Source organism: Heliorestis convoluta, from assembly GCF_009649955.1.
In the GTDB taxonomy this organism is placed as follows: domain Bacteria; phylum Bacillota; class Desulfitobacteriia; order Heliobacteriales; family Heliobacteriaceae; genus Heliorestis; species Heliorestis convoluta.
Map to the genome: position 1 here is coordinate 2,452,051 of NZ_CP045875.1, position 16,536 is coordinate 2,468,586.

General features: G+C 43.4%; 18 protein-coding genes and 1 pseudogene. 13 read left to right on the forward strand and 6 right to left on the reverse strand.

What is annotated here, in order from left to right; genetic code table 11:
* Positions 1-295: 295 nt before the first annotated feature.
* From FTV88_RS15570 to FTV88_RS11735, 5 genes are all read left to right on the forward strand, one after another.
* Positions 296-472, forward strand: a complete 177-nt coding sequence (locus tag FTV88_RS15570) for a hypothetical protein (protein ID WP_170285772.1) — start codon at positions 296-298, stop codon at positions 470-472.
* Between the two features lie 61 nt (positions 473-533).
* The gene (locus FTV88_RS11720) at positions 534-836 is read left to right on the forward strand and encodes a DUF4212 domain-containing protein (RefSeq protein ID WP_153725788.1); all 303 of its coding nucleotides are present in this window, start codon (positions 534-536) and stop codon (positions 834-836) included.
* Between the two features lie 21 nt (positions 837-857).
* A complete protein-coding gene (locus FTV88_RS11725; protein ID WP_153725789.1) occupies positions 858-2,516 on the forward strand; it encodes a sodium:solute symporter family protein in 1,659 nt (552 codons plus the stop codon).
* Positions 2,503-4,428: a DUF294 nucleotidyltransferase-like domain-containing protein gene (locus FTV88_RS11730; protein ID WP_162008019.1), complete on the forward strand. Its 1,926-nt coding sequence runs from the start codon at positions 2,503-2,505 to the stop codon at positions 4,426-4,428. The genes FTV88_RS11725 and FTV88_RS11730 overlap by 14 nt, the downstream gene beginning before the upstream one ends.
* Before the next feature lie 32 nt (positions 4,429-4,460).
* A complete protein-coding gene (locus FTV88_RS11735; RefSeq protein ID WP_153725791.1) occupies positions 4,461-5,123 on the forward strand; it encodes a 3'-5' exonuclease in 663 nt (220 codons plus the stop codon).
* On the opposite strand, the gene FTV88_RS11740 is transcribed toward FTV88_RS11735, so the two are convergent.
* The 3 genes from FTV88_RS11740 to rd form a co-directional block, all read right to left on the reverse strand.
* Positions 5,120-6,979 carry a pyruvate kinase gene (locus FTV88_RS11740; RefSeq protein ID WP_243137520.1) on the reverse strand — a complete coding sequence of 620 codons (1,860 nt, stop codon included), beginning with the start codon at positions 6,977-6,979 and terminating at the stop codon, positions 5,120-5,122. The genes FTV88_RS11735 and FTV88_RS11740 overlap by 4 nt on opposite strands.
* 260 nt (positions 6,980-7,239) lie before the next feature.
* Positions 7,240-8,346, reverse strand: a complete 1,107-nt coding sequence (locus tag FTV88_RS11745; protein WP_153725793.1) for a VanW family protein — start codon at positions 8,344-8,346, stop codon at positions 7,240-7,242.
* Between the two features lie 151 nt (positions 8,347-8,497).
* Positions 8,498-8,659: a rubredoxin gene (gene rd / locus FTV88_RS11750; RefSeq protein WP_153725794.1), complete on the reverse strand. Its 162-nt coding sequence runs from the start codon at positions 8,657-8,659 to the stop codon at positions 8,498-8,500.
* A gap of 145 nt (positions 8,660-8,804) precedes the next feature.
* On the opposite strand from rd, the gene rnhA reads away from it, so the two are divergent.
* Entirely contained in the window at positions 8,805-9,284 is a 480-nt protein-coding gene (gene rnhA / locus FTV88_RS11755; RefSeq protein WP_153725795.1) for a ribonuclease HI, read from the forward strand.
* A gap of 11 nt (positions 9,285-9,295) precedes the next feature.
* Here rnhA and FTV88_RS16065 read toward each other — a convergent pair whose 3' ends face one another.
* Together FTV88_RS16065 and FTV88_RS11765 are read right to left on the reverse strand one after the other, a co-directional pair.
* A complete protein-coding gene (locus FTV88_RS16065) occupies positions 9,296-9,991 on the reverse strand; it encodes a lytic transglycosylase domain-containing protein (RefSeq protein WP_279236807.1) in 696 nt (231 codons plus the stop codon).
* A gap of 55 nt (positions 9,992-10,046) precedes the next feature.
* Complete coding sequence (locus FTV88_RS11765) at positions 10,047-10,526, reverse strand: DUF6042 family protein (RefSeq protein ID WP_153725796.1); 480 nt, start codon at positions 10,524-10,526, stop codon at positions 10,047-10,049.
* 144 nt (positions 10,527-10,670) lie between these two features.
* On the opposite strand from FTV88_RS11765, the gene FTV88_RS11770 reads away from it, so the two are divergent.
* The 7 genes from FTV88_RS11770 to rsmI are packed head-to-tail and all read left to right on the forward strand — an operon-like array spanning position 10,671 to position 16,075.
* Complete coding sequence (locus tag FTV88_RS11770) at positions 10,671-10,904, forward strand: sigma factor G inhibitor Gin (RefSeq protein ID WP_243137522.1); 234 nt, start codon at positions 10,671-10,673, stop codon at positions 10,902-10,904.
* Positions 10,905-10,931: 27 nt separating this feature from the next.
* On the forward strand, positions 10,932-12,425 hold the full coding sequence (locus FTV88_RS11775; protein WP_153725798.1) for an aminotransferase class I/II-fold pyridoxal phosphate-dependent enzyme: 1,494 nt from the start codon (positions 10,932-10,934) through the stop codon (positions 12,423-12,425).
* Between the two features lie 14 nt (positions 12,426-12,439).
* Complete coding sequence (tmk, locus tag FTV88_RS11780) at positions 12,440-13,084, forward strand: dTMP kinase (RefSeq protein WP_153725799.1); 645 nt, start codon at positions 12,440-12,442, stop codon at positions 13,082-13,084.
* A 33-nt stretch (positions 13,085-13,117) separates the two neighbouring features.
* Positions 13,118-14,089: a DNA polymerase III subunit delta' gene (holB, locus tag FTV88_RS11785; protein ID WP_153725800.1), complete on the forward strand. Its 972-nt coding sequence runs from the start codon at positions 13,118-13,120 to the stop codon at positions 14,087-14,089.
* Positions 14,090-14,105: 16 nt separating this feature from the next.
* Positions 14,106-14,822 carry a PSP1 domain-containing protein gene (locus tag FTV88_RS11790; protein ID WP_153725801.1) on the forward strand — a complete coding sequence of 239 codons (717 nt, stop codon included), beginning with the start codon at positions 14,106-14,108 and terminating at the stop codon, positions 14,820-14,822.
* A 50-nt stretch (positions 14,823-14,872) separates the two neighbouring features.
* Positions 14,873-15,187, forward strand: coding sequence for an initiation-control protein YabA (locus FTV88_RS11795; RefSeq protein ID WP_243137124.1), 315 nt, complete (start codon positions 14,873-14,875; stop codon positions 15,185-15,187).
* 18 nt (positions 15,188-15,205) lie between these two features.
* Positions 15,206-16,075, forward strand: a complete 870-nt coding sequence (rsmI, locus tag FTV88_RS11800) for a 16S rRNA (cytidine(1402)-2'-O)-methyltransferase (RefSeq protein WP_153725802.1) — start codon at positions 15,206-15,208, stop codon at positions 16,073-16,075.
* Between the two features lie 116 nt (positions 16,076-16,191).
* On the opposite strand, the pseudogene FTV88_RS11805 reads toward rsmI, so the two are convergent.
* Positions 16,192-16,439, reverse strand: a pseudogene (locus FTV88_RS11805) (AbrB/MazE/SpoVT family DNA-binding domain-containing protein).
* Positions 16,440-16,536 lie beyond the last annotated feature (97 nt).

The following is a 16,536-nucleotide window of genomic DNA, read 5'->3' on the forward strand; positions in this document are numbered from 1 at the left end:
CTTTGCCAATTACTTTTTCATCTTTATACGTATGACATCATAAACATGTCTAAACATTTTCTCAAAAAAGGGTGTGATCAAGAGTGATGACGGAAAAGAGAAGTGGCAATACCGTTAAACCGTTATAATCAACCGCTTGAGGATAAATTATTGCATCTTAAAAAAAGTTTTTGCAACAATTACAAAATTCAGATACAATAAGGCTCGAGCCCTTTCCACAAAGAACCATTTTGAGAGGTAAGGTGGCAGAAGGTAAAGAATAATCGAAATATTCACGAAAGGAGGGTCTTTGCAGGTGTTGTATGTAATTTTATTGGTTACGATTGCCAGTATCTTTCTAGCTGTATATCGGAAGCAGCCATTGTTCTTAGGGTTGCCTTTTGCTGCCATTTTCGTCCATATGATGGTTCAGATTGCAATGGTGCCTATGGGTTTTTTTGAAACGTTACAGTTTATTATGAGTCTCCGTTAAGCCAGACTCGAAGACAAAGCGAAAGAGTTCAATGTCTACTTTAGGAAAGAAGGTGATGGGTGTGAAGAAACTTGATAAGCAGGTGGCCAATGCCTACTATTACACCAGGGTGAAGCATGTTGCTATCTATCTGTCCATCTGGTTTATCGTATCCTTTGGGGTAGTTGCTTTTGCCGACTCTTTAACGGGTTTTAATGTGAATGGAATGCCTTTCCACTACTTCATGGGAGCTCAGGGTGCGCTCATCATCTTTGTCGTATTGCTATTTGTTAATGCAGTTGTGAGCGATCGTGTAGACAAGAGCTTTGGTATTGATGAAGAGGCCAATGAAAGGCTAGGGTCTGGAAAAACCTTAGACCATTAAAATCGAATAGGGGGGAACAACGTGGATCAGCAATTTCTGACGAGTATGGCTTTTATCTTTCTGTCTTTTGCTCTTTACATTGGGATTGCAGTATATAATCGAGCGAGACAAACATCGGACTTTTACGTGGCGAGCCGCGGTGTTCCTCCAGTGTGGAATGGGATGGCCATTGCCGGTGACTGGATGAGTGCAGCTTCCTTTCTAGGAATGGCCGGTACGGTTATGATTCTTGGCTATGACGGTCTTGCCTATATCATGGGTTGGACTGGCGGTTACTTGCTTTTGACCTTTTTGCTAGCGCCTCAGTTAAGAAAGTATGGTCGCTATACGGTACCGGAGTTTATCGGTGACCGCTTTGACAGTCATAAGGCGAGGTTAATTGCAGCCATTGGGACAATGCTGATCAGCTTTGTTTACATTATTGGGCAATTATCAGGTACCGGCGTTGTTTTAGGACGACTCTTTGAAATAGATGCAGCCATTGGTACAATCATCGGTGTCGTGGTAATCACGATTTATGCTACTTTTGGTGGTATGCGTGGCATTACCTGGACACAGGTGGCACAGTTCATAATTTTAATTATTGCTTATCTAATTCCTGTTGTTTTTATGTCTTTACAGATTACGGGTAACGCAATTCCTTGGATTACCTACGGTGAAATAGTTACGAAGCTCGGCGAGCTTGATCGAGACCTAGGAATCAGTCAGTACTTTGCACCTTTTGAACAGACCAATAAAGCGCAATTTCTGGCATTATTGTTCTGCTTGATGGCGGGTACAGCAGCTCTTCCTCACGTTATTGTTCGCTTTTATACCGTATCGACGATGAAGGCCGCTCGTTGGAGTGGTGCTTGGGCTCTTCTTTTTATCTGTATGCTTTACTTAACAGCGCCGGCTTACGCAGCTTTTTCACGCTTTATCTTGATGACAGAAGTTGCTGGCCAACCTTTTGATGCATTGCCTGCTTGGACACAGACCTGGATCGATACAGGCCGCTTGCAGATGATTGATACAAACGGTGATGGTATTTTACAGTGGTCTGAAATTACGATTAGCAATGATATTGTCGTTATGGCTACACCAGAAATTGCCAACCTAGGTGTTTTTGTTATTGGTTTAATGGCGGCAGGTGCTCTAGCAGCAGCGCTTTCTACGGCAGGTGGATTGCTGATTGCCATCTCTTCTTCATTTGCTCACGATATCTACTATCGCTTGATAAATCCACAGGCCAGTGAAGAAAAGCGCTTACTTGTTGCACGACTTTCTATTGCTGTAGCTACCATTGTCGCTGGTCTAGTAGCACTTGATCCACCTGGTGTTATCACTCAGATTGTAGCCTGGGCTTTCTCACTTGCTGCAGGAACCTTCTTCCCAGTGCTCGTACTTGGTGTGTGGTGGACTCGATGTAATGCCCAGGGTGCAATTGCTGGCATGTTGTCTGGTTTGGTTGTGACTTTAACATATATTATTTTAGCCCGTTACTTTGGCGTTTCTTTGTTTGGTATTATAGACACAGGTGCAGGTATCTTTGGTGCCCCTATTAGCTTACTCGCAACAATTCTTGTTTCATTAGCAACACCAGAACCTTCTCAAAAGTTGAAAGAAGAAGTTATGGATTTACGTTATCCTGAACAGATGACCTATAAAGATGGGGAAGTGTGGCTCCATGAAAATAGATGATCAACTGCTCCGTCAAATAAATAGACACCCCCTTTTCAAGGGGGTGTCCCTTTCGGAGCTCGAAAGATTGCTTCGTTCTTGTGAACTAAAGCAATACAGTCGCTCAGAGAAAATATTTTACTCAAAAAGTGCTAGTGATGGCCTGCTGCTTCTTCTCAGTGGGCTTGTAGAGATCTATATTGATTGTCCTGAACTTGATGATAAAGAGAAAGATACGTTAGAGGTATTACAGCCTAACCAGTTAGTGGGCCTTTCTGCTGTCGCTGACTTTCTGAGTGAACCAGTCCATTATACGACGCCTCAAAACTTAGCTGTGCGCGCTTTAGATGATTGCCAGTGCTTATCCATTCCTTTTTCTGTCCTAGAAGAACGCTGGAATGATGATGGTGTTAGAGACTATATTCTTCGTCAATTGGCAGCGCGACTGAAAGATGTCTACTCTTCTCTGGCAGAACAAGTGAAACAGGCTAGGGAGTGGGGAGAACGAGAGACTTTCGTTCGTCGCGTTGATGATCTGATGAGCTATCCAGTCTTATCAGTAGAATCGGGCGTTGCTATTTATGAGGCTGCTCAGAAAATGATTGACCATCGAGCCAGTTCCGTCGTCGTGATGAAAGAAGGGCAACTCATTGGTATTATTACAGAAAAAGATATGGTTGCGTCAATTTTAGAACCCCTCAATGCACGGGAAGGTACTGTTGACAGGATTATGACAGCAACCCCCTTCACCATTTCTCGACAGGCCTACTATTATGAAGCAATCTCTCTTTTTCTAACAAAAGGAATTAAGCATCTGCCTGTTGTCGATGGCGATCAAGTCGTTGGGATGGTTACTTTATCTGATCTGCTTCGCAAAAAGCATAAAGGCACTGTAAAGATGGTGCAAGCCATTGAAGAAGCAAGTCATGAAAAGCTGCCAGAAGTTAAAGAGGGCATAAGTTACATCTTATCAAGCTTATTAAGAGATGGAACGCCTATCTTACACACTCTCGATACAGTTACAAGTCTTTATGATCGTCTGGTAAGACATTGTGTTGACTTGGCTTTGCAAAGCATGGAAGAAGATGGTCATGGTCTAGCGCCTGTTTCTTTTTGTTGGCTTCAAATGGGCAGTGCCGGTCGAAGAGAACAGTTTATGCTAACGGATCAAGATCATTTTCTGATCTTTGATGATCCATTGCCAGAAAAGCGAGAAGAGGTTGAATATTACTTTGCCCTTTTAGGACAAAAGATTGTACGCCATTTAGAATGGGCCGGCTACGCGCTTTGTCGCGGTAAAATGATGGCCAGTGAGAAACAATGGCGCGGTAGTTTAACGCAATGGGAAGAGCGATTGCGAGGTTGGATGATTCACGCTACCAACGAAAAGTTGATGTTGGCGCAGAACTTCTTCTCTTTTCGCTTTGTCTATGGCGACCCTCTGCTCTACGGTCGCTTTCTTGAAAAGATATACAATCAACTTGATCGGTCTGGCATTTTTCTCTTTCGTCTGGCACAGGTAGAGAAGGAGCAGCCTGTACCGCAACTCGGTGACCGAATTCGTTCTTTATTTCGTTTAGAGCGCAAAAGTATTGACATAAAGAAGGAAGCGCTTTTTCCATTTCATCACGCTTTACAGATATTGGCACTTCATCATGGCGTTGTCGATGGAACACCTCGAGAAAAGATTCAGCATCTCGTTAATAAAGATGCCATGACGAGTGCTTTTGCCGAAGACTTGCTCAATGCATTCAGTACAGTAATGCGGATCCGAGTAGAGTATGCTTGGAAAAAGTATGAACGGCAAGAGGAGGTTTCTTCCGTCGTTCCTTTTAGCTATCTACGTTCTAACGAGAAGGATGAGCTCGTAAGAGCCTTAAAAGTATTGCGATCTTTACAAAATCATATGTTTGCCGAATTCGGGTTACTGTAACTCGAAGTGAGAACGGGAAGGGGGGGATTTACTTGTTCTGGAGAAAAAAAAGACTGAATGTAGAGTTTCATGATCAGATTGCTTTATCCACACCTTTAGAAGAGCTTTCTTTTGTTGTTTTTGATACGGAGACGACGGGTTTTGAGATCTTTGGTTCAGATCGTCTTATTGAGATTGGGGCTGTTCAGGTTAAAAATCTGGTCGTGACGAAACAATCCTTTCAGACCTATGTCAATCCGAAGCGAGAAATTCCCCAAATTATTCATCAACTGACTGGAATCAACGATGAAATGTTAGACGAAGCGCCTGATTCTTTTGCTGGTATAGAAAGCTTTTTTCATTTTATAGAAGAGCAAAAATGCACATGTCTTGTAGCACATTGCTTGCCTTTTGATCTATCGGTTCTAAAAAGTGAGTTGAATCGTCACGATCACGAAGCTAAGATACCTCGCGGTGTTGATACGCTGGATTTGCTCCGCACATTAAATGGCTACAGTCCAAAAAAAGATCTGGCCGAGTATGCCCAGGAGTACGGAACGCCTGTGTTCGAAAGACATCGCGCCTTAGGAGATGCTCTTACAGCAGCCTATCTCTTTTCTGCTTTGTTACACCGCTTGCTAGATCGAGGATGTAAAAGCTGGGGTGATTTGCTCTTTATGGCTGATCAGCATCGCCGGCAAATTGCCATGAGCTAATCAAAAATATTGTGTTGTTCTGTAAACTCACGAAAAATTTGACGTTTTTTTAAGTGGCATCGCTCTTCCGAACAAAGAAGATGGGAAAGTGTTTTGACGGCTTCTAATATATGAGGACCTTTGTTAAGCATGACACATTCAGCACGGTGTGCCATAGCGGCATCGGTGATTTCTGCTCGGGCAGGTAATCCTTTTTTAGCGAGATTCTCTAAAACTTGTGTAGCCCAGATAACAGGAATATGAGCAGCTTCGCAAAGACATAGAATTTCTTCTTGAACAAGCGATAAGTTATCGAATCCAACTTCGACAGCCAGATCACCGCGAGCGATCATAATTCCGAAGTTGGGTAAGTCGAGGCCTTTTAACAGAATTCTTGATAGTTGGTGAATGGCTTCTTTTGTTTCAATTTTAGCGATAATACCTAGGTCTTCTCGGCCTAAAGCGACAAGTTCTTTCTGCAAATCGAGAAGATCTTGGGGACTATGAATAAAAGAGAGTGCAACAGCATCGGCATGCTTTACAATAAAAGATAAATCTTGACGGTCTTTATCGGTCAGTGCGGGCAAATTAATTGTAGTATCTGGGAAATTAAGCCCCTTTTCCGGTCTGATATGAACAGGGCGCTCTTCGGGATGGGTTACTTCTAACTCTACGTATCCTTCTTTCTTAGATAGGACGGTTGTGCCGATTTTTCCATCATCGATGTAGACACGATGTTGAGGAAGTAGATTTTTGAGTGCTTCTGGTAAGGTACAACTGATGGCGAGAGGCGATTGCTCAGTAGCACTGTGGCTCCGCTGTGCTGGGTCGAGATAGAGTCGTATATGCTCTCCTGCCTGAACTTGAAGTGTCACTGGTTGTGGTTTCGGAGCTTTTACGGTAAGATATTTGTCTTTTTCATATTGAAGCTTCATGCCTTCTTGGATGTAAGAAGTTCTTTCGAGAGATACTTTTACTCGCTGATGATTGATTCTTTCGATAACTCGTAACTTTCGCTTTCTTTGACGAGTGTCTTCAAAAAAAAGTTCTTCTCCCAGTTGAAAGCGATTGAGTGGATAGGGTTCTTTGATGGCGATGACAAAGGTGGGGTCTTCACTAGGGTTGGTGTTGATAAGTTCGGTGTATTCTGCTTGGTTATCCAAATAGCCTTCTAAAACTTTTATTGGTCGTCCCCAGTCGTCTCGAGCAACCTTCAGGCGAATAGGCAAGATTTCTTCTACGAAAGGACCGGTGCGAATCTTTGGCCCTCCTAGGTCCATCATAATGCGACATTTTCGTCCAGGCAGGAGAGCTTTTTCAGCCAACTTTTTTTCGGCCGCTCGCAGTGACTCAATTATTTGATACCAAAGTTCAGGATGATCATGAGCGCAATTAATGCGGGCTATATCCATTCCTTCCAAAAGAAGTTGTTCAAGTAAGGTAGGTTGATTTAGATAGCGGCTGTCTAAGGTAACCATAATTCTAGTGTTACGATCTTTTCGCGTTCGTCCAAAAAGCTTTCTTGCTCTTTTCTCAGATAAAATGCGCCCTGTGTTGGAATCGGTTTTGTAAAGAAGGTAGTCAGGAACGGTCGCATTTATATGATGCAAAACTTTTTCCATGCTGTTTAATACAGACTCTTCAAGACGGCCCAGGGAAGAAAGACCCAATTCTGCAAGTTCCAATTGAAGGTTAAATATATCGTGGCGTCGTAGAGCTAGGTAGGCTAGTAGGTTGTCTCGACTTTGCTCACCTTCTCTATGTGAAATCGGAAATTTATCTCTCATTGAGAGCACTTGCGTGGCAATGAGATTGTACAGAGAGCCCAGTTCTTCTGCCAGTTGGTTCTCTTGGTTGTCTTGGTGTTCTGATACCATTTTCACTATCACAACCTCCTTCAGAAGCTTTTCCCCAAAAAAGCATGAAGAGACTCGAACTATGTTGCTTTTAGTGTATCTTTTCTAGGATGATATAGGCAATAAGGTTTCTGTAAACTTTTCATGAATATTCATAATGATAAAGAAGGTTATTATTCCTGTAAGATAAAGTGTGTCTTAAAAAGACGATATTATCAAGGTATTTACTTTGCCGAAAAGAGAGCTCCCTTCCGGATAGTGGAAAGGAGCTCTCTTTTCTTTTATTGTTCATGAAAGTCAAATAGGGTGCTCCCATTTTGGTCGAATACTTCTTCTAGCCTAAAACTTTGTTCAAGGTCATCCCTTTCTCTCCATTCTACCTCTTCTTCTTCAGGCGCTGATGCGGATTCAGGCTCGAAATGTAACGCTGGCTCTAGCTCTGGCTTTGACTCAGATTCTAACTCTAGGGCTGACTTATCTTCTGGAGTAGAAAGATAGATAGTAATGGATCTGCTCGTTTCGTTCCAATCGATTTCCCCACCAAGAGCTACTATAAGATCGCGCAAAGGAACCATAATGTGGTTGTTCAAGCTCCGTACAGCAGGCTCAAGAATAATAGAGTTCTCGTCTTTTTCTAGCTTCGATACAGCCATATCGATGGTGATTTTTTGCTCGCCATACTGTAAAGTAACCAAGTTGCTTTCAGGAAGGTAAATAAGCTGCGCTTCTATTTGTTCTGCAAAGCTATGTAGAGGGACCATAGTTTTATTCTGGATTAGGAGAGGTGAAAAAGAAAATGAAAGAAGTCTTTCATTAACTGTGATAGGGAAAGGTGCTTCTTGATGAAGGCGTTCGTAAAGGCGAACTTTTAATATGTTGTCCCTAGATGCCATGTTGATATGAATGGGATTTTCTTTATTGTTTCGAAACTTATAATCTAAGATACCCCAATAGACTGTTGCATCGGTGCCGCGGGGAGCATAAGAAACAGGGACGGTATGAAGATGTCTCTCTATAATTTGCAGGTCCGCCTGCTCAACGGCCTGGTGAAGTGCTGTAGAGGTTCGGCAGATCCCGCCGCCAAGACCTTGAACAGTTACCCATTGACCATTAACGTAGCTGAAGACCCCACCTCTAACAAAACCTCTTTCTACAGTACGGCGACCTACTACTTGATTAAAAGAAAAAGTCTCTCCAGGTTTTACGATAGTGCCATTAATGTATTCAGCCGCCTTTTTGGCGTTGTGTAATCCTGAATCCGCAGGGACGGGCAAATCGATGGATGAAATCACCACTTCATAAGCATACAAAGGTGATGGTAAAAAAAAGGACAAAAGCAAAAAGTAAAAACCAATAATAACCTTTCGGAAGTAAATGGGCAGGGACATGAAGAAGCCTCCTTGATTTGCAGATTTTTAGTATCCAGAATATGGATTCTGCAATGTCAAGGAAGTTCCTCCCTGAAAAGAGAAAAAACTCCTGCAGCTTATGTGCAAGAGCTTCTCTATTCTTCCTAGGCCTTCTATGCTTTGATAAGGTTTACTCTTGGGGCTCGAATTGGTCTTTGCCTACGGCACAGACAGGACAAACCCAATCATCAGGAAGAGATTCAAAGGATGTACCTGGGGCAATGTCACTCTCGGGATCACCTTTTTTGGGATCATATACGTAACCGCAGGGAATACAGGCATACTTTTTCATAATAGTATCTCCTTTCGCTATCTAAATTCTGATCATCTACCAGTATTATCTATTCATATTAGAAAAATACAATTTTTTGGAGGAAAAGGTCTAAGAAGACCCTTTTTCATGGTAAAATAGTACTGTCTTAGATGATTTGAGGTGAATGAATTTGCAACAAAAAAAAGTGACCATTTATACAGATGGCGCTTGTCTAGGCAATCCAGGACCGGGTGGCTATGGTGCTGTTCTTTTATATAAAGAACAGCGTAAAGAACTATCGGGTGGCTATGATAATACTACGAACAATCGCATGGAAATGATGGCTGTTATTAAAGCGCTAGAAGCGTTAAAAGAACCTTGTCAAGTTGTTATCTATAGTGACTCCCGTTATGTTGTGGATGCCATGTCCAAAGGATGGGCAAAACGATGGCGCAGTCAAAACTGGATGAGGGATAAAAAAAATCGAGCCCTCAATGCAGATTTGTGGGCTCAACTTCTCTCTTTAGATGAAAAGCACGAAATAGAATATCGCTGGGTTCGCGGTCATGCTGGCGATAAAGAAAATGAACGTTGTGATTACTTAGCGACAGAAGCAGCACGGGCTTCTGACTTGCCTGTCGATGTGAGAGCAGATGGGGGATAATCCTTTATCCTTTAGGTAAGGAAGTGCTGCCGGCCCTCTCTTTGGTAGTGTAAAACTTTAGGAACATAGGCTTTCGTTTCTGCAAAAGGTGGAATACCACCGTATTTTAATACATTGCCGGGACCAGCGTTGTAGGCCGCCAAAGCATGCTCAACATTGCCGTTAAAGCGGTCAAGCATCTGGCGAAGATATCGAACGCCTCCCTCTATATTTTGTTCTGGGTCAAAAGGATCTTGTACGCCCAGAGAGCGGGCTGTAGCTGGCATAAGCTGCATGAGACCCTGTGCTCCGGCATGAGATTGGGCCTTGGCATTGAAGTTCGATTCAGTTTTCATCACAGCCCAGACTAAGTCCGGAGGGATCTTGTACTGGTGGGCTGCTTTTTCTATCAGTTGATTGTATTGATTGGATGATGCGCCAGATGCTGTTGCTCCATAAGCTCCTAGCGCTTTCTGTAGAGTCGCTGTCGTCTGATTATTTACTTGCGAGATCTCTTTTATATCAATTCTTTTGTCTATGTGTTCAAGAGGTAACAAGGGCTTCGTGGGAGTCGTTAGCGGCTTCTTACCTTGCAGTGTACCTAGAGCTTGCGCTTTAATTGAAGCTTCTAAAGTAGCAGAAAAGGCTGAAAAACCTTCCGAACCAGGCAATTGGGAGCGAATTTGCTCCTGAATGGCAGCTATGGCTGGGACATGAATGGAAACCACCTCCTGCCATAATATAACAGATAGAAGCACCTCTGTAAAGAGATACCTTTCCTCCCTATAGAGCTTCCTCGGGAGGAAGATGGAGATAGGGTGGCAAACGAAGCTCAGGCCGTTCTAGTATATCAGCGGGATGTGGGACAGGCAGTATAATATCATATACTTCGTCACCCTGTTCATCAACTTGTACTTGGATCAAAGATAATTTTAATAGTAAATCAACAGATTGAGTTACATTGGCAGGAAAAGTCCACCCTTTGCGCTCACAAAGCTTTTGAAGTAGCCATTGATTGATTTCTATTTCTGTATTTTCAGCATGCCAGGGCGTAAAAGGACGGTCGTAGAGTTCATACCGAGCCCTAGAGCCTCGCAAATCTGTTTCAGCGATTCGACAGAGAGCGCGGTATAAGGATAGAGCGGTTGGCGGCAGATAGTGAGGCCAATTGTATTCATAGAAGGTAGAAGGGATACGAATCAAGCCTTGACGTTTATGACTTAGTTCTTGACGTAGACCGGGCATAGGTGTTGGTGAGGACATAGAGATATCAACCTCACTTCCAAAACGGTTTTTTTGTATCCCCTACTTTTCTCTTATTATTACGGAAAATCCTGCCGGACAAGATACATGGACGTGAAAGAAAGCATATGATGAAGTCACGAAGAGGGAAGGTGCGTGAGTACGATGACTGCAACGTCTCTACGACCCCGCTGTGCCGCCTGTCAGGAAACACCTGAAGGAGGGCTTCATGATGGTCTCTGGGTAAAAGGATTGTTCATCTGTTCTCGCTGCTGTGAAACATTACCCCATTGGTTGGGTGATGAAGTAGAATATGCAAGGTTGAAAGAATCTCTTAAGTGTTCCTGGCGAGGCAATCCTGACTGGCGTAAATATTTGGCCATTGCAGAAAACCCATGATACAATAAATCTAGGTAGTAAAGCGACATGGAGGATGACAGATTGAGTGAGAGGCCTCTGTGGCAGGCTCTACAGCGTTACCATCAGGAAAATATAAGAGGGTTTCATATGCCTGGTCATGGAAAAGGACGTGCTTTTTTGGAATGGCCTTGTGATCCTACGCTGGATATGACAGAAGTGCCAGGCTTAGATGATTTACACAGCCCTGATGGCGTGATCGCCCAGGCAGAAGCGCGTGCTGCCCATGCTTTTGGTGCGGAGAAAACTTTTTTTCTCGTTCAGGGTGCAACGGTTGGATTACAGGCACTTTCTCTTGCTTTTTTAAGAGAAGGCGATGAAATTATTTTGCCACGCCATAGCCATCGGTCTATTTTCGGAGGTCTTGTCTTGTCTGGTGCAAGACCTTCTTATTTGCCTTCTATCTGCGAAGAAGTAACAGGTCTTCCTGTAGGGACCGACCTATCCGCTCTCGATTCTATTGGGAAAAAAGGGACTGATAACGTTAAGGCATTGCTTGCTTTGCGACCGACCTATTGGGGAACGGTAGAAGACTTAGAAGGATGGGTGAAAAAGGCACAAGCATGGAAGAAGCCTTTATGGGTTGATGAAGCGCATGGGGCTGCTTTTTCTTTTTCTTCCGCTTTGCCATCAACGGCATTACAACAAGGTGCCCAAGCTGTTGTGCAAGGCAGTCACAAGACCTTGCCCGTTCTTACCCAGGGAGCCATGCTTCATCTTGGAAAAGATGGCGCCCTTCATTCTAAAGTGTGTCATAAAAAGGCTGAACTTGTTCGAAAAGCCCTAACAATTCTGCAAACGACGAGTCCTTCTTACTTGCTTCTCTCTTCTCTTGATCTAGCACGAGCTCGTATGGAAGAAGAGGGAGAGTTTTTATGGCAAAAGACTGTAGAACGGGCTGCTTTTTTACGTCATAGGTTGAATCGTGTCAAAGGAATTTATTGCTGGGGCGAAGAAGTAAAGGCCTATCCTACCGTTACAGAGTGGGACCCAACGAAGCTACTTGTTGTATTGAAAGAATCTTATCTAACAGGGTATCAGCTTCAAAAATTGCTACGAGAAAAGTGGGCCATTGAAGCAGAATTGGCTGGACCTAACTATTTACTCTTTCTTCTATCCCCTTTTGATCATCCGGAAAACGATCAAGCACTGCTAGAAGCTTTTCAAAGCCTACACTTCTTTACAGAAGGAATAATAGAACGAGAAAGCAGAGAAGTTGTGTCTCGGCTTTTTCATCAGGGGCAACAAGAAGGCATAGAAGTACTTTGTACACCGCGAGAAGCTTTTTTGGCATCTCGTCGTCTCGTTTCTTTTGAAGAAGCTTTGCATCAGATTTCGGCCCAGTTTATTTGTCCTTATCCGCCTGGGATTCCCTTGGTTGCGCCAGGTGAGTTAATCACACCAGCTCTTTGGGAAGTTGTGCGAGAGCTTCGAAGAATGGGTGTGCACTGGCAAGGTGCGTACGATGGACAATTACATAAGATTGCCGTTGTTGATATATGAATGGTGGTTATGACATGACAGGAATTTTTATTACTTTCGAAGGCGCTGACGGTGCCGGAAAAACTACGCAATTGGACATGCTTACGACTTCTTTTCAAATGATAGGCCAAGAAGTAATTCGGACGAGGGAGCCTGGGGGGACTGTAATTGGTGAGGCTATCCGTCATCTTTTGCTAGATCCATCTATGGGTAGCATGGGTGCTGAAACGGAGATCTTCCTTTATGAAGCAGCGCGAGCACAGCTTGTTAGAGAAGTAATTAAGCCAGCTTTGCTGAAAGGCCAGGTGGTACTTTGTGATCGTTTTACTGACTCAACAATGGCTTATCAAGGGTTTGGCCGAGGCTTAGAAAGGGCGATGATCGATCCGTTAAACGATCTAGCAACAGGTGGCATGAAACCGCACAGAACGTTTTTGTTAGATCTTGACCCACAAGTGGGTTTGCAAAGACTGCAAGCCAAAAGAGGTGCCGATCGGCTAGAACAGGAAAATCTTCTCTTTCACCAGCGTGTGCGAGAAGGTTTTTTGACAATTGCTCAAAAAGATAACAATCGGATCAAAGTGATTTCAGCCGATGGCAGTGCCGTCGCAGTACACCAAGCAATCGTAGAATCATTGCGTGAGCTGTCGCCTACTTTGCCTTTTTGTAGCACTTGTTAAGGAAGACTATTACGTTTAGAAAGGCCGATCAAGGTGAAACTATCTCAGATAAGGGGTCAAGAGCGAGCCATTGAACAGTTGCAAAAAGCCCTTTTACAGCAGCGTATTGTTCATGCTTATCTTTTTTCTGGGCCCCCTGGCGTAGGGAAAATGAGGACGGCTCGAGCTTTTGCGCAGTCCATTCTTTGCTTGAACATAGAAGGCGTCGATGCTTGTCAGGTTTGCTCTTCTTGTTTACAGTTTGTCAGCTCAAATCATGCAGCTTTTTACGATATCGAGCCTGATGGCACAACGATTAAGATAGAACAAATTCGAAAGTTACAGAAATGGCTTCGCTATCGTCCCTATGTAGGTCAATACAGAGTGGTTTTACTACAGAAAGCAGAATTGATGCAAGAGCCAGCGGCCAATGCGCTGTTGAAGGTGTTAGAAGAACCGCCTAACTCTACAATTTTTATTCTTGTATCCAACCGGGGTCATGGTCTTTTACCGACCATTTTATCACGTTGTATGCCTGTCTATTTCAATCTCTTACCGGATCTCGTGATTGCTGACTATCTTCAGGAAAAAGGCATCACGAATGAGAAGATTCCTTTATTTACTTTGCTAGCTCGAGGTTGCCTCTTACAAGCAATGGAATTGGCGGAAGGAGGTTTACCAGAAGGTCGAGAAAAAGCAATCTATATTCTAGAAAGAATCACTCAAATGAGTGAAAGGGATATATTTGCTATGGCCGATGAATGGGATAAGAATAAAGAAGGTCTCACAGAACTCTTCGATTACTTGGCTCTGTTATTGCGGGATCTGCTCTTGTTGCGAGAAGGTCTTACTCATATGCTCATTAACCAAGATCAAAACTGGGGGAATATGGCCTATCAAAGCAATCAATTGCTCTTGGCCATGGACCATGTCCTAGAAGGGCGTCGTAATTTAGAAAGCAATGCCAGTGCCAAGTTGATTTTTGAAGATTTGATGATAAAGTTAGGGAAAGCCATGAAATCATGAAAAAGGAGCTGATAGATTGATCAAAATTGTGGGTGTTCGCTTTAAGAAAACCGGTAAGATATACTACTTTGATCCCAGTGAACTAGAAATCCAAGTTCATGATCGATTGATTGTAGAAACAGCGAGAGGTATTGAGTTTGGTGAGGCTGTAATTGGTCCACGGCAGGTACCGGAAGAAGATGTTGTCAATCCTTTGAAGAAAGTGTTGCGGATAGCAACAGAAGAAGATATAAAGCAAGTAGAAGAAAATCAAGAGAAAGAATCAAAAGCCTACGAGATCTGTCAAAAGAAAATCGTACAGCACCAGTTGCCGATGAAACTAGTTGACGTAGAATATACTTTTGATTCCTCCAAAATCATTTTTTACTTCACCGCCGATGGTCGTGTTGATTTTCGTGAGTTGGTCAAAGACTTGGCCGCTGTCTTCCGGACTCGGATTGAATTGCGTCAAATTGGTGTTCGTGACGAAGCAAAAATGATCGGTGGAATTGGTTGTTGCGGTCGCGTACTTTGTTGCGCTTCTTTCCTTGGCGACTTTGAGCCTGTCTCGATTCGGATGGCAAAAGATCAGAATCTTTCATTAAATCCCACGAAAATTTCAGGTATCTGTGGTCGCTTAATGTGTTGTTTGAAGTTTGAAAACGATTGCTATGGACCTAAAGAAAAACAATGTTGTAAGCGAAAAGAGAAGGGGCCGGAAAAGAACGAAGATTTCGAGGAATGTGGAGATTGAGAGCTTTGTATTTCCCCATTGCTTCTCCATCTTCATAGGAGGTGCTTGAGGTGAAGAAGATTACGAGTCGATTGATTGCTTTAGAAGAGCAAATGCAAAAAATACTCGTTGAAATAGAAGCCTTGAAGATGGAAGCGTATACCTTAGAAGAAGAAAATGATCGTTTACGAGCCGTAAAAGCGGCCAATTTAACGGTAGAGGCTTTGACACAAGTTGAAAGTAATGTGAAGAAGATACAAGGAGAAGGTTATGACAATTTGAGTAACCTTTACAAAGAAGGATTTCACATTTGTCATGTTCACTTTGGACAACCTCGAAGTGGGGAAGATTGCCTGTTTTGCATGAGCTTTTTGCATAAAGAGTAAGGCATTGTACGGGGAGGGATGACGCTGGTCGGCAAACTTAAAGTTTGTGCTACGCCCATTGGGAATTTAGAAGATATTACTTTGCGAGTGCTACAGGCTTTGCGAGAAGCCGATCTGATTGCTGCTGAAGATACAAGGCATACCCGTAAGCTCCTCAGCGCCTACGAAATACATGGCCCCTTAACTTCGTATCATGAGCACAACAAAAAAGGAAAAGGATTGGAAATTGTCAAAAAAATCGAAGAAGGTGCCACCGTGGTGCTCGTCTCTGATGCGGGGCTACCTGGCATATCCGATCCTGGTGAAGATCTGATTCATCTCTGCATAGAGCGGAACTTGCCTGTGGAAGTTCTACCAGGTCCTTCTGCTTCTATAACTGCCCTAGTCCTATCAGGATTGCCGACGGGACGCTTTGTCTTTGAAGGGTTTTTGCCACGACAAAAAAAGGCCTATCGTCAAAGATTGCAGGAACTTGCGAAGGAGACCCGAACGATAATCCTATATGAATCGCCTTATCGTGTTCAAGCAACGCTAGCCGATCTACAAGATCATTTTGGAGCAGAGCGACGGGCGGCCCTCGTTCGAGAGTTGACCAAAAAGTTCGAAGAAGTGCGTCGTGGCACTTTGGGTTCTTTACGTGAAGAAATCAAAGAGCCGCTCAAAGGGGAATGTAGCTTGGTAATCGGAGGTTGCGAGGGGGGCATGGAGACAGAGTCTTTGGGGGAAGGTTTGACGGAAGAGGAGCTTGCAACAGCCTTGATGAAAGAGATGGAAAGGCTACAAGCAGCAGCTATGGATCATAAAGAAGCACTAAAAAAGGCAGCGCAAAAATTAGGTCTTTCCAAACGAGAAGCCTATCGGCTAAAACTTCTCTATGAGGAAAGATAAAAATATCAATGGGACGGGTTAAACCCGTCCCATTGATATGAAATATTTTAATGGGCAAATCAAGAAAAATGCCCTTTCTTTTGCTTTGTTGGGAATAATGATACTATGTAACCCGATTAGCTAGCATTTTGAGCCATTGTTATGGCACATTCTTTACAGACAATTTTGCCGCGGAAGTTTTGAACATCTACGGCGCTACCACAGAAAACACAAGCAGGCTCGTACTTTCTTAAGATAATCTTTTCATGATCAACGTAGATTTCAAGAGCATCTTTTTCATCAATGCCAGTGTGCGACGCAATTCGATTGGGATTACAACACGACCTAGTTCATCAACTTTGCGGACAATACCGGTGGACTTCATTTTCTTACCCCCTTTTTTCTACATTTTTCGACACGGAACAACCTAATGGTACCAAGCATCCAGTAACAGTCAAGCCATTTTGTTTGGAAAAAGAAGC

What these genes read in the sequence shown, in the direction of transcription:
- FTV88_RS11740 (WP_243137520.1), bottom strand. Translation starts at nt 6,979, where the DNA reads ATGGTATCAGAACACCAAGACAACCAAGAGAACCAACTGGCAGAAGAA.
- FTV88_RS11775 (WP_153725798.1), top strand. Translation starts at nt 10,932, where the DNA reads ATGGAGGATGACAGATTGAGTGAGAGGCCTCTGTGGCAGGCTCTACAG.
- FTV88_RS11745 (WP_153725793.1), bottom strand. Translation starts at nt 8,346, where the DNA reads ATGTCCCTGCCCATTTACTTCCGAAAGGTTATTATTGGTTTTTACTTT.
- rsmI (WP_153725802.1), top strand. Translation starts at nt 15,206, where the DNA reads ATGACGCTGGTCGGCAAACTTAAAGTTTGTGCTACGCCCATTGGGAAT.
- FTV88_RS11765 (WP_153725796.1), bottom strand. Translation starts at nt 10,526, where the DNA reads ATGTCCTCACCAACACCTATGCCCGGTCTACGTCAAGAACTAAGTCAT.
- FTV88_RS11770 (WP_243137522.1), top strand. Translation starts at nt 10,671, where the DNA reads ATGACTGCAACGTCTCTACGACCCCGCTGTGCCGCCTGTCAGGAAACA.
- rnhA (WP_153725795.1), top strand. Translation starts at nt 8,805, where the DNA reads ATGAATTTGCAACAAAAAAAAGTGACCATTTATACAGATGGCGCTTGT.
- tmk (WP_153725799.1), top strand. Translation starts at nt 12,440, where the DNA reads ATGACAGGAATTTTTATTACTTTCGAAGGCGCTGACGGTGCCGGAAAA.
- rd (WP_153725794.1), bottom strand. Translation starts at nt 8,659, where the DNA reads ATGAAAAAGTATGCCTGTATTCCCTGCGGTTACGTATATGATCCCAAA.
- FTV88_RS11730 (WP_162008019.1), top strand. Translation starts at nt 2,503, where the DNA reads ATGAAAATAGATGATCAACTGCTCCGTCAAATAAATAGACACCCCCTT.